A 15,858-nucleotide genomic window follows, 5' to 3' on the forward strand; every position below is an offset into this window, starting at 1 on the left:
CAAATGGAAAATCCTACCCAATTCGTCCAGTGGCTGCGCTCTGTCGCGCCGTATATCCATGCCTTTGGCGGCAAGACCTTCGTGGTCGCCTTTCCGGGTGAACTGGTCGCTGCCGGCGCCCTGCCGGTGCTGGCGCAAGACCTGTCACTGCTGGTGGCGCTCGGCATCCGGGTGGTACTGGTGCACGGCTCGCGTCCGCAGGTGGCCGAACAGCTCGAGCTGCGCAATGTCGAAGGCCGTTTCCATGACGGCATCCGCATCACCGACCCCGCCGCGCTCGAATGCGCGAAAGAAGCCGCCGGCGAACTGCGCCTGGACATCGAAGCGGCCTTCAGCCAGGGCTTGCCGAACACTCCGATGTCGCACGCCCAGATCAGCATCGTATCGGGCAATTTCGTCGTCGCCCGCCCGCTTGGCGTGATCGACGGCGTCGATTTCGAACTCACCGGCGTCACCCGCAAGATCGCGGCCGAGAAAATCCACCCGATCCTGCAGACCGAAGACAGCCTGGTGCTGCTGTCGCCGCTGGGTTTCTCGCCTACCGGCGAGATCTTCAACCTGACCATGGAAGACGTGGCCGCCGCAACCGCGATCGCCCTGCACGCCGACAAGCTGATCTTCATCACCGAGACCACGATGATGACGGACGCCGCCGGCACCGAGATCCGCGAACTGTCGTCGCACCAGGCCGAAGCCGTGCTGCAGGCCGACTTCTTGCCGGCGGACGCCGCGTATTACCTGCAGCATGCGGTCAAAGCCTGTAACAGCGGCGTGGACCGGGTGCACGTGGTTCCGTTCGAGATGGATGGCTCGGCCCTGCTCGAGCTGTTCACCCACGATGGCGTCGGCACCATGATCAGCCACGAGAACCTCGAAAGCCTGCGCCAGGCCACAATTGAGGACGTTGGCGGAATTATCAAGCTGATCGAGCCACTCGAAGCCGACGGCACCCTGGTGTACCGCGGCCGCGAGCTGATCGAGCGCGAGATCGACCAGTTCTCCGTCATCGACCACGATGGCGTGATCTTCGGCTGCGCCGCGCTGTATCCGTTCCCGGAAACCAAGATGGGCGAGATGGCCTGCCTGACCGTGAGCGCCGAAGCCCAGACCCAGGGCGACGGCGAACGCATCCTCAAGCACATGGAAAACCGCGCCCGGGCCGCCGGCCTGACCAAGCTGTTCGTGCTGACCACCCGCACCTCGCACTGGTTCAAGAAACGCGGCTTCGTCCCGGCCTCGGTGGACGACCTGCCCAAGGACCGCCAGCACATGTATAACTGGCAGCGCCGGTCACAGGTCTTGATCAAGACCTTATAATGTCGGATTCACGCCAAACCGCGTTTCACACGAAAACAGGAGTACACGATGGCCCGCACCGTCCAATGCATCAAACTCAATAAAGAAGCCGAAGGCCTGGACTTCCCGCCGGTCCCAGGCGAGATGGGCAAGAAGCTCTACCTGTCGGTCTCGAAAGAAGCCTGGCAGGCCTGGCTCAAGCACCAGACCATGCTGATCAACGAGAACCGCCTGAACCTGGCCGACGACCGCGCCCGCAAATACCTGGCGACGCAGATGGAAAAGCACTTCTTTGGCGATGGCGCCGACGCGGCGGTGGGTTACGTACCACCGACGGCGTAAGTTCTCTTTTTACGCAGGCCAGGCAGAAGACCTGCCCAGCCTGCGCACAACAGGCACTTCGCGCAGCAACTACATCCGCACGCACTGCCTCAACTCGCAGCGCGCGGTAAACACCTTGCCCCGCATTGCGCCATCTTCGCAGCGCATCCGGTACACCTCCACCGGCCCCGCCGCCGTCATCAAGCCCGCACCCTGCCCGCCCTTGCAGCCCTGCGCCTGCGCCATCTTCTCGACGGTCCTTGACGAAACGCCAATGCGAAACGGCACCCGCTCGATCGGCGCTCCGCCCGGGTCGGTCAAGGCTGGCGCCGCCGGCATGGCGCGCACGACCTCCGTCGCCGGCGCCGCAGGCATCTGGCTCGGCAGCAGGGAACAACCGCTCAACCACACGGCCGTGGATGCGGCCACCAACGCCAGCGCATGTTTCATCGTGCGTTCTCCAGTCGACACCTAGAAAGTCAGGGTCTTGACGCCTTCAGGGGTGCCGAGCAGGCAGACATCGGCCCCAGCCTTGGCAAACAGGCCAACCGCGATCACACCGACGATCTGGTTGATCTGCTCTTCCAGGGCGACCGGGTCGGTGATCGACAAACCAAGCACGTCGATCAGCTCGCCGCCGTTATCGGTGATGAAAGGCTCGGCGCTTCCGGCCTTGGTGCGCAGGCGTGGTTCGCCGCCCAGCGCCGCCAGCTCGCGCATCACCGCGGCGCGTGCCATCGGGATCACTTCCACCGGCAGCGGAAACTTGCCGAGCGTGTCGACCAGCTTGGAGCCATCGGCGATGCAGACGAATTTCCTGGCCACCGAGGCCACGATCTTTTCGCGCGTCAGGGCCGCGCCGCCGCCCTTGATCATCGCGCCGCTGGCGGTGATCTCGTCGGCGCCGTCGATATACACCGCCATCGAGGTGACGTCGTTCAGGTCGAATACCGCGATGCCGTGACCGCGCAGGCGCGCCGCGGTCGCTTCGCTCGATGCCACCGTGCCCTTGATGCGGTCCTTGATCCGGGCCAGCTCGTCGATGAAGAAATTGGCGGTCGAGCCGGTGCCGACACCGATGATCTCGCCGTCCACCACGTACTGGATGGCGGCGCGGGCTACTTCTTGCTTGAGTTCGTCCTGGGTCATGATGCTTTTGAAGTGAGAGGGAAAGACGCCATTTTAACCTGCGCCCGTGGCGGTAGCACTGGCATGCCCCGCTCTGTCTGCCATTGATCGGTCCGCGCGCGTCGGAGTATGGCCGATTCAGCTAGTCACGCGCGAATACTTTGCCAACATGCCAAGGCCATCACCCGCGCCTCGACTCCATATGCCGTGCATAACCGGCGCATTCCCATAAGCGCGGGGCATAATCTGCACGATTTACTTTTACGATAATCACCCTGCATGGACAAACAACGACATCTATCGGACTATTAACTCGCGCACTGTGCAATTCGACATGGCGAAGCAGTACGGCGCAAGCCGTATATTAAATAGCGACCATAACCAGGGTAATCATGGATCTTGTCAAGACCCGGCTGGTTATACATGCGCTTCCTGAACAATTCAGGACGTTTCTCGTGCCATTCCTCGAGTGCCTGAAATCCCGGGACGCAGCCACCCGGCGTCTGCGGTCGCGCGCGCGATTGCCGACGCCGGCTCGGAAGCGATGGACATCATGCTCGATGTGCGCTCGCAGATCGCCATCCCGCACGTGATCGACGAACCCCTGCACCGCTTCGGCCGCCTCGACATCCTGGTCAATAGCGCCGGCACCCAGGTGTACAAACCGGCACTCGAGATCACCGCCGAGGAGTTCGACGATGTCCTCGACATCAACCTGCGCGGCGCCTTCCTGTGCGCGCAAGCCGTTGCGCCGATCATGCGCGAGCAGGCACGCGGCTGCATCGTGAACGTGTCGTCGCAGCATGGCGTGGTCGGAAACCGCATGCGCGCGCCGTCGAATGGGCGGGATACGGGATCCGCGTGAATGCGGCCAGTCCGACCTTCGTGGTGAACGACGGTAACCGGAAGCTGCTCGAAGCGTCGCCGCTGCGCGAGGAAATAAGACGCGGCGTCCTGCTGGGCAGGCCGGCCCCCTGTGAGGAAGTCGCCGCCGGCATCTGCTACCTGGTCTCGCCCGCCGCCGCCATGGTTACAGGACACAACCTGATGATAGACGGCGGCTGGACAGCGCATTAAGAGGACCAACACCACATGTACACGACGATTTCTCCAGCCATGCGGCGCCTTGCGGTCGGGCTGGCACTGGCTGCACTCACCGGCTTCGCGCCAGCGGCCGTATCGGCCCAGGAAACCGGCGCACAGGTCGTCAAGGAGCTGTCGCCGATCGAGATCAGCCGGAAGAAAAATCCGGGAGACCTGCCCTATACGTTCTTTTTCAAGGCCCAGTCCCTGCTCCAATCCTTCCTGCCGCCCGAGCCGCGCACGATCGACATCCGCCTCCGGCTTTCATTTACCGGCATCACGGGTGCCGCGCGTGACGAGTATTTTCCGGATACCTGGGCGGTCGCCGTCGTCGGGGACACGGTCGACCACACCATTCCGATCAGCCGCGGCGGGTATTTCCTGATTCCCGCGCTGGAACAGGCGCTGGAAGAGAAAGCGACCCTGATGTTCAATACCCAGACCCGCAAGAACTACCTGAGCACCGCGTGGAAGCTGCGCATCGCGCAAGGGCAACGGCTCGCGTATGCAGATTTCGCCAAGGCCTTCGATGAAGTCAAGGTCGTGCAGAAACAGATCCCGTGGTACCGGATCGGCCTTCGCGATGAACGAACCGCCCGCTTCGATGGCCTGAAGGCCTGCTTCCTTGAAGCTGGCGGCCGCATCGACATCGATGGCCGACCCGCTGCGACGTCCACGGAGGGGACTTGCCAGATACTGAAGTTTGACCCGTCGGCAGCCGGCGCCGGTGCCGGCGCCGGCGGGGCCGAAATCGTATTTTCCGAACCGCTCGACATCGTGACGCTGCATGAAGTGGACCAATGATGCCGTTCTCCCGTCCCTTGGCCAGCGCACTGGGTGCCGCGCGCCCTAGCAGCGCGAGCGCTTGTTCAGCAGAGCCTGCTTGAGCGCATCTTCCAGATCCGCATGCGACACCGGCTTGACCAGGTGCTCGTCGAAGCCAGCCGCGGCCGACTCGCGCCGGTCGCTCTCCTGCCCGTAGCCTGACAAGGCAATGCATACCGTATGCGCGATCGCCGGATCGCTACGGATAGCCCGCACCACGTCGTAGCCGCTCATCGAGCCCGGCAAGCCGATATCGCACACGACCACGTCGGGCCGGATGCGCCCGACCAGTGCGAGTCCGCTTGCACCGTCACAGGCCGTGCTCACGTCGTGGCCGCTGGCGCCGAGCAGCAGGCCGAGCATTTCCAGGGCATCCTGGTTGTCATCGATGGCAACGATCTTCAAATGGTCGAGATGCACCGGCTTGCGCTCGTCGATGTCGCCAGAGGCTACCGGCGCCATGCTCGGAAGGCGCACGGTAAACGCGGCACCGAATCCGATCCCCATGCTATGCGCGCTGACCACCCCTCCATGCAATTGGGTCAAGCCCTTGACCAGGGCCAGTCCCAGCCCAAGGCCGCCGGCGCCGCGCCCCAGGTCCTGTACCGCCTGGACGAAGGGCTCGAACAGTGAGTCGATCAGTTCCGGCGCCAGGCCGATGCCGTCGTCCGCGACAGTGACAACCGCTTGGACGCCTGCCGCCACCGCTTCTTGGTGCACGCTGACCGTGACCCGGCCGCCCTTGCTGGAGAACTTGGCGGCGTTATGCAGCAGGTTGCCGACAATCTGGGCCAGCCGCGCGCTGTCGCCGTCGACCCAGACGGGCACTGGCGCAACCTCGATGTGCAAGGAGACGCCCTTGTCCTGGATCGACTGGCGGTAGTCTTCGGCCGTTAGCGCCACGACCTGGGCAAGGTCGCAGGCGCTGCGCCGCAGCTCGATCCTGCCGCGCGAAATGCGGGCGACGTCGAGCAGGTCGTCGACCAGCCGGGTGATATGGGTGACCTGGCGCCCCATTGCCTCGGTGGCGCGCCGGAGCACCGGGTTGCCGGGATCAAACAACTTGAACAGGTCGACCGCGGCGCGGATCGGCGCCAGCGGATTGCGCAATTCATGCGCCAGCACAGCGATAAAGTCTTCCTTGTTCTTGTCGGCCCGTCGCAATGCCTGCTCGGCCTGCTTCTGTAAAGTAATGTCTACCTGTGCCACCACGCCACCCCGGATCACCCCGAGCTCGTCGTGGATCGGGCGGGCCGACAGCGCAATGGTCTTGCGCAAGTCAGGCTGGTCGAAGGGGGCGATTTCCACGATGTCGTTATCGACGCTTTCCCCTTGCAAGGCGCGCGCCAATCCCCAATCCCCGGCTTGCAGGCGCTGGCCGTGGTGTTCTGCGCCGTCGGCCCACCAGCCCTGGAACTCGCGGTACTGCGCCGTCTCGTTGACCGCGGCCATGCTCTGGCCCCAGAGCTCCCGGTTGGCCCGGTTTACCAGTATCAGCTTGCCATGGACGTCGGCCATGCCGATCCCGACCGGGGCAGCGTCGAGCAGGGCATCGAGCTGGCGCCGGCGCTCCTCGGCCGCGTCGGCCAACTGCACCGCCCGCCGCTCGTTGTCGATGCGTTCCCTGGCCTGCTGCTTTTGCTCGGTCACGTCGCGAATCTCGATGACGGTCGCCACCGGCCTGCCGTCCTGGAAGATCGGGCTGGCGGCGCAGGCAACCTCGAAGGTCGAGCCATCCTTGCGAAAGAACACGTCTTCGTGGGCGCGCACAGCGAAGTTTTCCGGGAGCGCACGGTCGATCGGGCACTCTTCCATGGGATAGGGCCTGCCGTCCGGATGATGGTGGTGCACCAGGTAATGCAGGGGCTTCGAGCCAATTTCCTCGGCAGAATAGCCGGTCATGGCCAACCAGGTCTTGTTGGCATAGATGCAAAAGCCATGCCGATCCATCATCGCGAAACCCTGGGTCGAGTTCTCGGCAATTGTCTTGGCGATCTCGCTGCTGTCGAACAAATCCTCGCCTTGCCCTGGAAGGTTTGAGCCTTGCGAAAAAGCCAGGTCGGCATGTCGCTCCAGGGTATCGGACCACTGCGCGACCAGCTCTGGCGACACCGAAAACCTTGCCCCGAGCTCTTGCATCGATTGCCCATCCCGCAGCGCCGCCAGCGCGACCGCGGCCTTGAACGAATGAGGATAGTAAGTGTCGTCTGAGGCCATGGTTGTTCCACTGTGGCAATGGGTTGCCGAATTTCCACAGTTTAACAAATTACCGAAGATGCTCGTCGCGGCATTGGTGTGGGCACCTCCAGCACAGGCATCCGACGCCCCATCGACTCGGCCTTGTAATAGAATCGGTCTCATGGATCCTGCCTCGCCCATCCCGATCGCCAGTATTCCCGATCTTCTGCTCGATGCCGTCTGCCTGGTCGACGCCCGGGGACGCTTCGTCTTCGTGAATGCCGCCTGCGAGCGCATTTTTGGCTACACGCCACAGGAAATGGTAGGAAAATCCATGATCGACATGGTCGCGCCAGCCGACCGGGAACGCACCCTGGCCGCGGCGCAGGCCGTGATGGATGGCCGCGAGCACGTCGACTTCGAGAACCGGTACGTACGCAAGGACGGCACGCTGGTGCACCTGATGTGGTCGGCGCGCTGGTCCGAGCCCGACCAGCTGCGCGTGGCGGTGGCACGCGACGTGACGCTCCAGAGACGGGCCGGCGCCCTGCGCGAAGCGCTCGACGGCTTGTGCGACGCGGCGCTGGCAGACAACGACATGGCCGGCCTGTTCCGGCGCAGCCACGCGCTCATCGGCACCCTGCTGCCCGCAGCCAGCGTCGTGCTTGCCCTGCCCGAAGGCCCCGAGCCGACCTTGCGGTTTGTGTTCCAGGGCGGCCAGCGGGTGCCCGAAGGCGGGGCGCTGCGCCGCCTGTGCGACGATGCCTTCCATAGCAATGCAGCGCAATGGCGCGAGCCTGGCACGGACGACGCCTGCGGCCAGGCGCTGGCGCTTCCGCTGGCCGGCCCTGCCGGCGCAATCGGCGCCATCGGCGTACTTGCACTGCGCAATCCCGCCACTGCCGCCCGCTTCACCGAGGCCGACTGCGCGCTGTTGGCACCGGTCGCGCAGCAGCTGGCCGTCGCGATCCAGCGCAACCAGGAGCAGGCGCGCTTGCATTTTCTGGCCATGCACGACGACCTGACTGGCCTACCCAACCGCCGGCTGCTGCGCGAGCGGCTCGACGCCGCGCTGGCGCGCGCGCGCCGCCAGCAAGCCATGCTGGCACTGCTTTTCATCGACCTCGACCGCTTCAAACAGATCAACGACCAGCATGGCCATGCCTGTGGCGACCGCCTGCTGCAGCAAGTGGCCGCACGCATCGGCGCCGCCGTGCGCGATACCGACACCGTGGCGCGCATCGGTGGCGACGAGTTCGTGGTGCTGCTAGAGGATATTGCGTCGACGGCCGACGCCGACGCGGTCGCAGGCAAGATCCATGCGGCGCTGGCGCTATCCTTCGATCTCGGCGACGGGATCCACTTGCCGGTCGGGGCCAGTATCGGCAGTGCGCACTATCCGGGCCAGGCCGACGCCATCGACAGCCTGCTCGATGCCGCCGACGCGGCGATGTACGCCGCCAAGGCACGCCGCAAGGCCGCCGCAGGCTGCGCTTGACGCCAGGCGCTTGCCGGCGCGCTGCCGGCGCTCAAGTGGATTGCGCACGCCGCCATGCCAGTGCCCGCGGCAGGTTGAGCTGGCTGGCCGGATCGGCCAGAAAGGCCGCCAGCACCTGACGGTAGAGCGCAGCATCGTCCCGGTAGCCCTGCTGGCGCATCGCGCACGGCAGGCGCAGGACGTCCAGCAAGAAGTAATCGGCCAGCAGGTCTGCCTGCGCTTCCATGTTGTAGTCGGCCAGCGTCCGGTCAGGGCCCAGCGTGTAGTGGTACGACAGCCCGATCCGGAACGCGCCGCGCAGGCGCACCGGATAGCCGAGCTGGTGCTGCCAGACGTGCGCCATCTCGTGCATGAACCAGTGGATGACCGCGGGGTCGCCGCGCGTATAGTCGGGCAAGAAGCAGGAACGATGGAAGTACATGCTGCCGTTGGGCGTCATGCAGCAGTTCTTCGGCTGCAGCGGCATGTAGCGCCGGCCGTGGATACGAACGCGCCGGTAGTCGATGGCGCCGCCGAACAGCCGCGACGCCATCGCGATCTCGGCCTCGGTCAGGGCACGGGATCGGGGGCGCTTCATGACACCCGTGCCTAGGCGGCGCGCAGTGCGGCCGCAGCGCGGGCCAGTGCGGTGATGCCCGCCCAGTCGCCAGCGAGCATCAGGTCTTTCGGGGTCAGCCAGGAGCCACCTACGCAAGCCACGTTCTTGCAGGCCAAAAAGCCTGGCGCGGTCTCGATCGAGATGCCGCCGGTGGGGCAGAAGGTCACGTCCGGCAGCGGACCGCCGATCGCATTGAGCATGCCGATGCCGCCCGCCGGCACCGCCGGGAACAGTTTGAGCTGCTTAAAACCTTGCTCGCGCGCGGCCATCACTTCGGATGGCGTCATCACGCCCGGCAGCAGAGGCAGCCCGCTTTTTCGGGCAGCCTCGATCAGTGCCTGGGTCAGGCCCGGCGAGACGCCGAACACCGCACCGGCATCGCGCGCCTGTGCGAATTCTTCAGGCTGGGTCAGGGTGCCCACACCCAGGATGGCGCCTTCGACCTGGCTCATGGCGCGGATCGCGTCCAGGCCATGCCTGGTGCGCAGCGTCACTTCGAGTACCCGGATACCGCCGGCTACCAGGGCCTTGGCCAGCGGTACTGCGTGCTCGGGATCGTCGATGGCGATCACGGGGATCACGCTCGCCGAGCGCATGATGTCAAGCAAGCTCAGTTGTTCCATTATTTCTGCGTCCTGAAAAGAAAGTCTTCATCGGAACCCGGCATGACGTCGCCGGCATTGATACCTTCGTGCAGCGGTACTGTAGTGGGAATCGGCGAGGGCATCGGGAAGGTGGCCGCGCCCTGCTCTGCCGGCGTGCTGATGCTGCGGAACATGGCGAACAGCTCGCGCCCCATCCCGATGTGGCTCTTGGACAGGTCGGCGCTCGCCATGCTGCGCGAGGCCCAGACCTCGTCGGGCACCAGCGCGGCAAAACTGCCGGCGGTGGCGTCAACGCGGATGAGGTCGCCGTCGCGCACCCGGCCGAGCGGACCGCCCGCCAGGATCTCAGGCGAGACGTGGATCGCCGCCGGCACCTTGCCAGAGGCGCCCGACATGCGCCCGTCGGTCACCAGCGCCACCTTGAAGCCGGCGTCTTGCAGGTTCGACAGCGCCGGGGTCAGTGCGTGCAGTTCCGGCATGCCGTTGGCGCGCGGGCCCTGGAAGCGCAGCACGGCGACGAAGTCGCGCTCGAGCTTTTTATCTTTATAGGCCTGCATGAATTCTTCTTGCGAATCGAAGGTGAGCGCCGGCGCCTCGACCACGTGGTACTGCGGCTTCACCGACGAGATCTTCATGATGGCGCGGCCCAGGTTACCCTGTACCAGCACCATGCCGCCGTTGTCGCTGAACGGGTTCGCGGCCGGGCGCAGCACCGTGTCGTCGCCGGAGTGCTGCGGCACGTCGCGCCAGAATACCTTGCCGGCTTCGTCCAGGAAGGGCTCCTTGCAGTGATTGCGCAGGCCGTGGCCCAGGATGGTGTTGACATCGTCGTGCGCCAGGCCGGCGTCGAGCAGTTCGCGGATCACGAAGCCCGGGCCGCCGGCGGCCTGGAAGTGATTGATGTCGGCTTCGCCGTTCGGATAGATGCGGGTCAGCGAAGGCACCACTTTCGACAGTTCGTCGAAATCGTTCCAGTCGATCGCGATGCCGGCCGCGCGCGCGATCGCCACCAGGTGCAGCGTGTGGTTGGTCGAGCCGCCGGTCGCGTGCAGCGCGACGATGGCATTGACGATGCTCTTTTCGTCGACGATGCGGCCGATCGGCATGTAGGTACTGCCCTGCTGCGAGATCGCCACCGCCTGCTGCGACGCGGCGACTGTCAGCGCATCGCGTAGCGGCGTACCTGGCGTGATGAAGGCGGCGCCCGGCAAGTGCAGGCCCATCATCTCCATCAGCATCTGGTTGCTGTTGGCGGTACCGTAGAAGGTGCAGGTGCCGGCGTCGTGGTAGGACTGCGATTCGCATTCCATCAGCTCTTCGCGGGTGGCCTTGCCCTGCGCGTAGAGCTGGCGCACGCGCGCCTTTTCCTTGTTCGACAGGCCGGAGGTCATCGGGCCGCCCGGCACGAAAATACCCGGGATATGGCCGAAGTGCAGCGCGCCGATCAGCAGGCCCGGCACGATCTTGTCGCAGATGCCCAGGTACAGCGCGGCGTCGAACATATTGTGCGACAGCGCCACGGCGGTGGACATGGCGATGGTGTCGCGCGAGAACAGCGACAGCTCCATGCCCGGCTGGCCCTGCGTGACGCCGTCGCACATGGCTGGCACGCCGCCCGCGAACTGGGCCACGGCGCCGATGTCGCGCACCGCGTCCTTGATCACTTTCGGGAAAGTTTCAAAAGGCTGGTGCGCCGACAGCATATCGTTATACGAAGAAACGATGGCGACCGACGGCTGCTTGTATTCGCGCAGCTTGAGCTTGTCGTTGGCCGGAAAGGCGGCAAAACCGTGCGCCAGGTTGGTACACGATAGCGCGCCACGCTGCACGCCCTGGATCCGGGCCGCTTCGAGATGCGCCAGGTAGGCCGCGCGCGATGGCCGGCTGCGCTCGATGATCCGCTTGGTTACCTGCTCGACTACGGGGTGCAGCGCCATGATCGCTCCTTCTAAATTTAGTATCTGAAATTTTACTACAGATTAATCCGAGTTGCAGCTGGCGCCATCGCTGCTCCGTCAGCGCACGTCGAGCCGGGTCGATCGTCGTCGACGAGCTGGGCGCTGCAATGTGAATATCACCAGCTTTTATGTAGTGAATTTACGCACGCGTATTGTATTATTCGCTAATCTGCTATTGACAACATTGTGCCATCGAACCCGACCTTATGCGCCAGCCTTCCCTGACCTCTACCGCCAGCTTCCAGGCCCTTGACACCCACGCCAGCGAGGCGAAAAACTGGGACCTGCGCAGCTTGTTCGCAGCCGATTCGCAGCGCTTCGAGCGCCTGTCAAGCGAGGCCGCGGGACTATTCCTAGACTATTCAAAAAATCGCCTCGACGGGCGCACGCTTGAACTGCTGGCCGCGCTGCTGCGCGAGCGTGGCGTCGAGGCGCGCCGCGATGCGATGTTCGCCGGTGAACGCATCAACAATACCGAGGACCGCGCGGTGCTGCACACCGCCCTGCGCGCGCCGCGCGGCGCGCAACTGGTCGTCGATGGCCAGGACGTGAACGCCGACGTGCATGCGGTGCTCGACCGGGTCAGGCTGTTCACCGATGCGGTGCGCAGCGGCGACTGGCTGGGCTACAGCGGCAAGCCGATCACGGATATCGTCAACATCGGCATTGGCGGCTCCGACCTGGGCCCGAAGATGGTGGTGCTGGCGCTGCGCCATTACGCGCACCCGCGGCTGCGCATGCATTTCGTGTCGAACGTCGACGGCCACGACATGGATGCGGCGCTCATGCAGGTGGACCCGGAAACCACGTTGTTCATCGTCGCCTCCAAGACCTTCACGACCGCCGAAACCATGATGAACGCGCAGACCGCGCGCAGCTGGTTCTTGAAGCATGCGCCGGAAGGTGAAGGCGAAGCGGCCCTGGCCAGGCATTTCGTGGCCGTCTCGACCAATACGCAAGCCATCAAGTCTTTCGGTATCGACCCGGCCAACATGTTCCCGTTCTGGGACTGGGTCGGCGGGCGCTATTCGGTATGGTCGGCGATCGGCCTGCCGGTGGCACTGGCCGTGGGCTTCGGTTACTTCACCGACTTCTTGGCCGGCGCACACGAGATGGATGAGCATTTCCGCTCCGCCCCGGTCGAGGAAAACCTGCCGATGATCCTGGCACTGGTGGGGTTCTGGAACCGTCAGTTCCTCGGCGCGGCGTCGGTGTCGATCGCGCCCTACCACCAGGACCTGAACCGCTTCCCGGCCTACCTGCAGCAGCTCGACATGGAGAGCAACGGCAAGCGCGTCACCCGCGACGGCGCGCCGGTCGATACCGCGACCTGCCCGGCCATCTGGGGCGAGCCGGGCACCAACGGCCAGCATGCCTATTTCCAGCTGCTGCACCAGGGCACCGACCTGACCCCGATCGATTTCATCGCTGCGCTGCGTCCGGCGCACGAGATGGACCACCATCACACCGCGCTGCTGGCGAACTGCTTCGCGCAGTCGGAAGCCTTCATGAAGGGCAAGACCCTGGACGAAGTGCGCACCGACCTGCAGGCCCAGGGCCTGTCGCCGCTCGAGGTCGAGCGCCTGGCGCCGCACAAGACCTTCCCCGGCAATCGCCCGAGCAATACCATTTTGATGGAACGCCTGACCCCGGCCACGCTCGGCGCGCTGATCGCACTGTACGAACACAAGACCTTCGTGCAGGGCGTGATCTGGGACCTCAACAGTTTCGACCAGTGGGGCGTCGAACTGGGCAAGGTGCTGGCCAAGAAGATCGAGGCCGAGCTGGCATTCGATCCGCAGCCGGCACTGCATGACAGCTCCACCAACGGCCTGATCGCCCGCGCCAAGGCCGCTATCTAGAACCGCAAACGAGCACGCAAAGAGCACGCACATGGCAACCGATAAATTCGAAGTGGTACACGACACGCCGATGCTGGTCGGCGAATCCGCAACCTGGCACGAGGTCGAATCGGCCCTGTACTGGGTAGACATCAATGGCTTGACCGTCAACCGCGTGCACCCGGCCAGCGGCAAGTTCACCTCGTGGAAGATGGGCTCGGAGCCGTCGGCGCTGGCCGTCGATGGCGACAACAACCTGGTGGTCGCCACGCGCCACGGGCTCATTTGCCTGAACACGACCAGCGGCAAGGAAACGCCGGTTGCGGACGCACCCTACGACGCGTCGATTGTCCGCTTCAACGACGGCCGCGTGGACCCGGCGGGCCGCTTCTGGATCGGCACCATGTACGAGCCGCGCGACCAGCCGGCCGCCGAAATGTACGTGCTCGAGCGCGGCCGCCTGCGCCGCGCTTGGGCCGGCGGCATGACCAACTCGAACGGCCTGGCCTGGAGCCTGGACGGGCGCACGATGTTCCATGCCGATACCACCAGCCACCGCATCGACTGCTACGACTTCGACCCGGCAACCGGGGTGCAGTCCAACGCCCGCACCCTGCTCACGTTCTCGACCGACAAGTCGGCGGCCGATTACGGCGGCCGTCCAGACGGCGCGACGCTCGACAGCGAAGGCGCCTACTGGGTAGCGATGTTCGAAGGCGGCCGCGTGCTGCGCATCGCGCCCGACGGCAAGATCCTGCGCGAGCTTGCGCTGCCGGTGCGCTGCCCGACCTCGGTCGCCTTTGGCGGCGCCGACCTGCGCACGCTGTATATCACCAGTGCCAGCCATGGGCGCTCGGCGCAAGAACTGGCAACCTATCCGCTCAGCGGCAAGGTGCTGTCGATCCGGGTGGATGTCGCCGGGCGAGAAGAGCCGGAGTATCAGCCGCATCCATGAGGGCAGGCGTCTGCCGCCTCATTTTGTAGTAAGTTTTCTTGCTAATGCGATATTCGTGTAGTAAATTTACATCCAAGTCTTCACTCTCTACCAGGCTCCCATGGCACTTTCCGATTTCGACCTCATTTTCTTCGGCGGTAGCGGCGACCTTGCAATGCGCAAGCTGCTGCCTGCGATGTACTCGCGCGATGTCTGCAACGATCTGCCGGACAGCGCACGCATCATCTGCGTGGGCCGGGAAGAAGCCACCCAGGAAGCTTTCCTGAACATGGTCGAGACCAATTCCAAGCAACACATCAAGGACACGCCCAATGAGGAAAGCTGGGCGCGCTTCCTCAAGCGCATCGTCTACGTGGCGCTCGATGCGACCAATGTGGGCACATATGATCCGCTGGTGGCAGCGCTGCGCCAGGACGCTTCGCTCACCCGTGTCTACTACCTGGCCACCCCGCCCCACCTGTTCGCCACCATCTGCGACAACCTGGCCGCGACCGGCCTGGTCTCGCCGAATTCGCGCGTGGTGCTGGAAAAGCCGCTCGGGCGCGACCTGGCCTCGGCCAAGCAGATCAACGCGGACGTCGGCAAGGTCTTTCTCGAGTCGCAGATCTACCGGATCGACCATTACCTGGGCAAGGAGACAGTGCAGAACCTGCTGGCCCTGCGCTTTGGCAACATCCTGTTCGAGCCGCTGTGGCGCCGCGAATGGATTTCAGACGTGCAGATCACCATCGCCGAGAAGATCGGCGTCGGCAACCGCCTGGGCTATTACGATACCTCGGGCGCGCTGCGCGACATGCTGCAGAACCACCTGCTGCAACTGCTGTGCATCGTCGCGATGGAGCCGCCGACCTCGATTTCGCCGGACGCCGTGCGCGATGCCAAGCTGCAGGTGCTGCGCTCGCTCAAGCGCTTCACACCGACGACGCTGTCGCAGAACGTCGTGCGCGGCCAGTACCGCGGCGGCTATGTCGACGGCCAGGCAGTGCCGGGCTACCGCGATGAGCCGGGCGCACCGAAGGGGTCGAAGACCGAGACCTTCGTCGCCGTCAAGGCCGAGATCGACACCTGGCGCTGGGCCGGCGTGCCCTTCTACCTGCGCACCGGCAAGCGCATGGCCGACCGCCTGGCCGAGATCGTGGTGCGCTTCAAACCGATCCCGCATTCGATCTTCAACCAGCCAACGTCGAGCTTCCAGCCCAACAGCCTGGTGATCCGCCTGCAGCCGGACGAAGGCCTGTCGATGAACCTGATGGCCAAGACCCCGGGCGACTCGATGCGCCTGAAGCAGGCCGAGCTGGAACTGGACTTCCGCGAGCAGTTCAAGAGCCCGCGCATGGAAGCCTACGAGCGGCTGCTGGTGGACGTGCTGCGCGGCCAGCTGACCTTGTTCATGCGCGGCGACGAACTCGAAGCGGCCTGGGAATGGGTCGAGCCGATCCTGGAACACTGGGAGCAGGACGACTCAACGCCCGTGCCTTATTCGTCGGGCACCTGGGGCCCGGCCGCCTCGAGCGCGTTGATCGGCCGCGATGGCTTGCAGTGGCGCGAAGAAGTACTGCCCGAAGACTAAGG

Annotated in this window: 15 protein-coding genes; 10 read left to right on the forward strand and 5 right to left on the reverse strand. The window is 64.7% G+C overall.

What is annotated here, in order from left to right:
* The first annotated feature begins 3 nt into the window (after nt 1-3).
* The 3 genes from argA to NRS07_RS14935 all read left to right on the forward strand — a co-directional run bounded on the left by argA (nt 4) and on the right by NRS07_RS14935 (nt 2,092).
* Nucleotides 4-1,317: an amino-acid N-acetyltransferase gene (gene argA / locus NRS07_RS14925; protein ID WP_259208286.1), complete on the forward strand. Its 1,314-nt coding sequence runs from the start codon at nt 4-6 to the stop codon at nt 1,315-1,317.
* Nucleotides 1,318-1,365: 48 nt separating this feature from the next.
* A complete protein-coding gene (locus NRS07_RS14930) occupies nt 1,366-1,638 on the forward strand; it encodes an oxidative damage protection protein (RefSeq protein ID WP_091874761.1) in 273 nt (90 codons plus the stop codon).
* A gap of 115 nt (nt 1,639-1,753) precedes the next feature.
* Nucleotides 1,754-2,092 (forward strand): hypothetical protein, encoded by a 339-nt coding sequence (locus NRS07_RS14935; protein ID WP_259208291.1) that lies wholly within the window; start codon nt 1,754-1,756, stop codon nt 2,090-2,092.
* On the opposite strand, the gene rpiA is transcribed toward NRS07_RS14935, so the two are convergent.
* A complete protein-coding gene (rpiA, locus tag NRS07_RS14940) occupies nt 2,089-2,766 on the reverse strand; it encodes a ribose-5-phosphate isomerase RpiA (RefSeq protein ID WP_259208292.1) in 678 nt (225 codons plus the stop codon). The genes NRS07_RS14935 and rpiA overlap by 4 nt on opposite strands.
* Nucleotides 2,767-3,223: 457 nt before the next feature.
* On the opposite strand from rpiA, the gene NRS07_RS14945 reads away from it, so the two are divergent.
* Genes NRS07_RS14945 through NRS07_RS14955 form a run of 3 tightly spaced genes read left to right on the forward strand, consistent with a single transcriptional unit; the run spans nt 3,224 to nt 4,632 of the window.
* On the forward strand, nt 3,224-3,610 hold the full coding sequence (locus NRS07_RS14945; RefSeq protein WP_373889874.1) for an SDR family NAD(P)-dependent oxidoreductase: 387 nt from the start codon (nt 3,224-3,226) through the stop codon (nt 3,608-3,610).
* The gene (locus NRS07_RS14950; RefSeq protein ID WP_259208297.1) at nt 3,607-3,822 is read left to right on the forward strand and encodes an SDR family oxidoreductase; all 216 of its coding nucleotides are present in this window, start codon (nt 3,607-3,609) and stop codon (nt 3,820-3,822) included. Before NRS07_RS14945 ends, NRS07_RS14950 begins: the two co-directional genes overlap by 4 nt.
* A gap of 15 nt (nt 3,823-3,837) precedes the next feature.
* Nucleotides 3,838-4,632: a hypothetical protein gene (locus NRS07_RS14955; RefSeq protein ID WP_259208299.1), complete on the forward strand. Its 795-nt coding sequence runs from the start codon at nt 3,838-3,840 to the stop codon at nt 4,630-4,632.
* Nucleotides 4,633-4,677: 45 nt separating this feature from the next.
* Here the strand turns inward: NRS07_RS14955 and NRS07_RS14960 are convergent, their stop codons facing one another.
* Complete coding sequence (locus tag NRS07_RS14960; protein WP_259208301.1) at nt 4,678-6,870, reverse strand: PAS domain S-box protein; 2,193 nt, start codon at nt 6,868-6,870, stop codon at nt 4,678-4,680.
* A gap of 142 nt (nt 6,871-7,012) precedes the next feature.
* On the opposite strand from NRS07_RS14960, the gene NRS07_RS14965 reads away from it, so the two are divergent.
* Entirely contained in the window at nt 7,013-8,329 is a 1,317-nt protein-coding gene (locus NRS07_RS14965) for a diguanylate cyclase domain-containing protein (RefSeq protein ID WP_259208303.1), read from the forward strand.
* Between the two features lie 31 nt (nt 8,330-8,360).
* Here the strand turns inward: NRS07_RS14965 and NRS07_RS14970 are convergent, their stop codons facing one another.
* The 3 genes from NRS07_RS14970 to edd are packed head-to-tail and all read right to left on the reverse strand — an operon-like array spanning nt 8,361 to nt 11,469.
* Nucleotides 8,361-8,906 carry a Rhs element Vgr protein gene (locus NRS07_RS14970; RefSeq protein WP_259208305.1) on the reverse strand — a complete coding sequence of 182 codons (546 nt, stop codon included), beginning with the start codon at nt 8,904-8,906 and terminating at the stop codon, nt 8,361-8,363.
* 11 nt (nt 8,907-8,917) lie between these two features.
* Entirely contained in the window at nt 8,918-9,550 is a 633-nt protein-coding gene (gene eda / locus NRS07_RS14975; protein ID WP_259208306.1) for a bifunctional 4-hydroxy-2-oxoglutarate aldolase/2-dehydro-3-deoxy-phosphogluconate aldolase, read from the reverse strand.
* A complete protein-coding gene (edd, locus tag NRS07_RS14980; protein WP_259208308.1) occupies nt 9,550-11,469 on the reverse strand; it encodes a phosphogluconate dehydratase in 1,920 nt (639 codons plus the stop codon). Before edd ends, eda begins: the two co-directional genes overlap by 1 nt.
* Before the next feature lie 227 nt (nt 11,470-11,696).
* On the opposite strand from edd, the gene pgi reads away from it, so the two are divergent.
* From pgi to zwf, 3 genes are all read left to right on the forward strand, one after another.
* Nucleotides 11,697-13,352, forward strand: a complete 1,656-nt coding sequence (gene pgi / locus NRS07_RS14985; protein ID WP_259208310.1) for a glucose-6-phosphate isomerase — start codon at nt 11,697-11,699, stop codon at nt 13,350-13,352.
* Between the two features lie 31 nt (nt 13,353-13,383).
* Nucleotides 13,384-14,286 carry an SMP-30/gluconolactonase/LRE family protein gene (locus tag NRS07_RS14990; protein WP_259208312.1) on the forward strand — a complete coding sequence of 301 codons (903 nt, stop codon included), beginning with the start codon at nt 13,384-13,386 and terminating at the stop codon, nt 14,284-14,286.
* 100 nt (nt 14,287-14,386) lie between these two features.
* Nucleotides 14,387-15,856: a glucose-6-phosphate dehydrogenase gene (gene zwf, locus NRS07_RS14995; protein ID WP_259208314.1), complete on the forward strand. Its 1,470-nt coding sequence runs from the start codon at nt 14,387-14,389 to the stop codon at nt 15,854-15,856.
* Nucleotides 15,857-15,858: the final 2 nt, after the last annotated feature.

The sequence above is a fragment of the Massilia sp. H6 genome (genome assembly GCF_024802625.1).
Lineage (GTDB): Bacteria > Pseudomonadota > Gammaproteobacteria > Burkholderiales > Burkholderiaceae_D > Telluria.

What these genes read in the sequence shown, in the direction of transcription:
- argA (WP_259208286.1), top strand. Translation starts at nt 4, where the DNA reads ATGGAAAATCCTACCCAATTCGTCCAGTGGCTGCGCTCTGTCGCGCCG.
- NRS07_RS14930 (WP_091874761.1), top strand. Translation starts at nt 1,366, where the DNA reads ATGGCCCGCACCGTCCAATGCATCAAACTCAATAAAGAAGCCGAAGGC.
- rpiA (WP_259208292.1), bottom strand. Translation starts at nt 2,766, where the DNA reads ATGACCCAGGACGAACTCAAGCAAGAAGTAGCCCGCGCCGCCATCCAG.
- NRS07_RS14955 (WP_259208299.1), top strand. Translation starts at nt 3,838, where the DNA reads ATGTACACGACGATTTCTCCAGCCATGCGGCGCCTTGCGGTCGGGCTG.
- NRS07_RS14960 (WP_259208301.1), bottom strand. Translation starts at nt 6,870, where the DNA reads ATGGCCTCAGACGACACTTACTATCCTCATTCGTTCAAGGCCGCGGTC.
- NRS07_RS14965 (WP_259208303.1), top strand. Translation starts at nt 7,013, where the DNA reads ATGGATCCTGCCTCGCCCATCCCGATCGCCAGTATTCCCGATCTTCTG.
- NRS07_RS14970 (WP_259208305.1), bottom strand. Translation starts at nt 8,906, where the DNA reads ATGAAGCGCCCCCGATCCCGTGCCCTGACCGAGGCCGAGATCGCGATG.
- eda (WP_259208306.1), bottom strand. Translation starts at nt 9,550, where the DNA reads ATGGAACAACTGAGCTTGCTTGACATCATGCGCTCGGCGAGCGTGATC.
- edd (WP_259208308.1), bottom strand. Translation starts at nt 11,469, where the DNA reads ATGGCGCTGCACCCCGTAGTCGAGCAGGTAACCAAGCGGATCATCGAG.
- pgi (WP_259208310.1), top strand. Translation starts at nt 11,697, where the DNA reads ATGCGCCAGCCTTCCCTGACCTCTACCGCCAGCTTCCAGGCCCTTGAC.
- NRS07_RS14990 (WP_259208312.1), top strand. Translation starts at nt 13,384, where the DNA reads ATGGCAACCGATAAATTCGAAGTGGTACACGACACGCCGATGCTGGTC.
- zwf (WP_259208314.1), top strand. Translation starts at nt 14,387, where the DNA reads ATGGCACTTTCCGATTTCGACCTCATTTTCTTCGGCGGTAGCGGCGAC.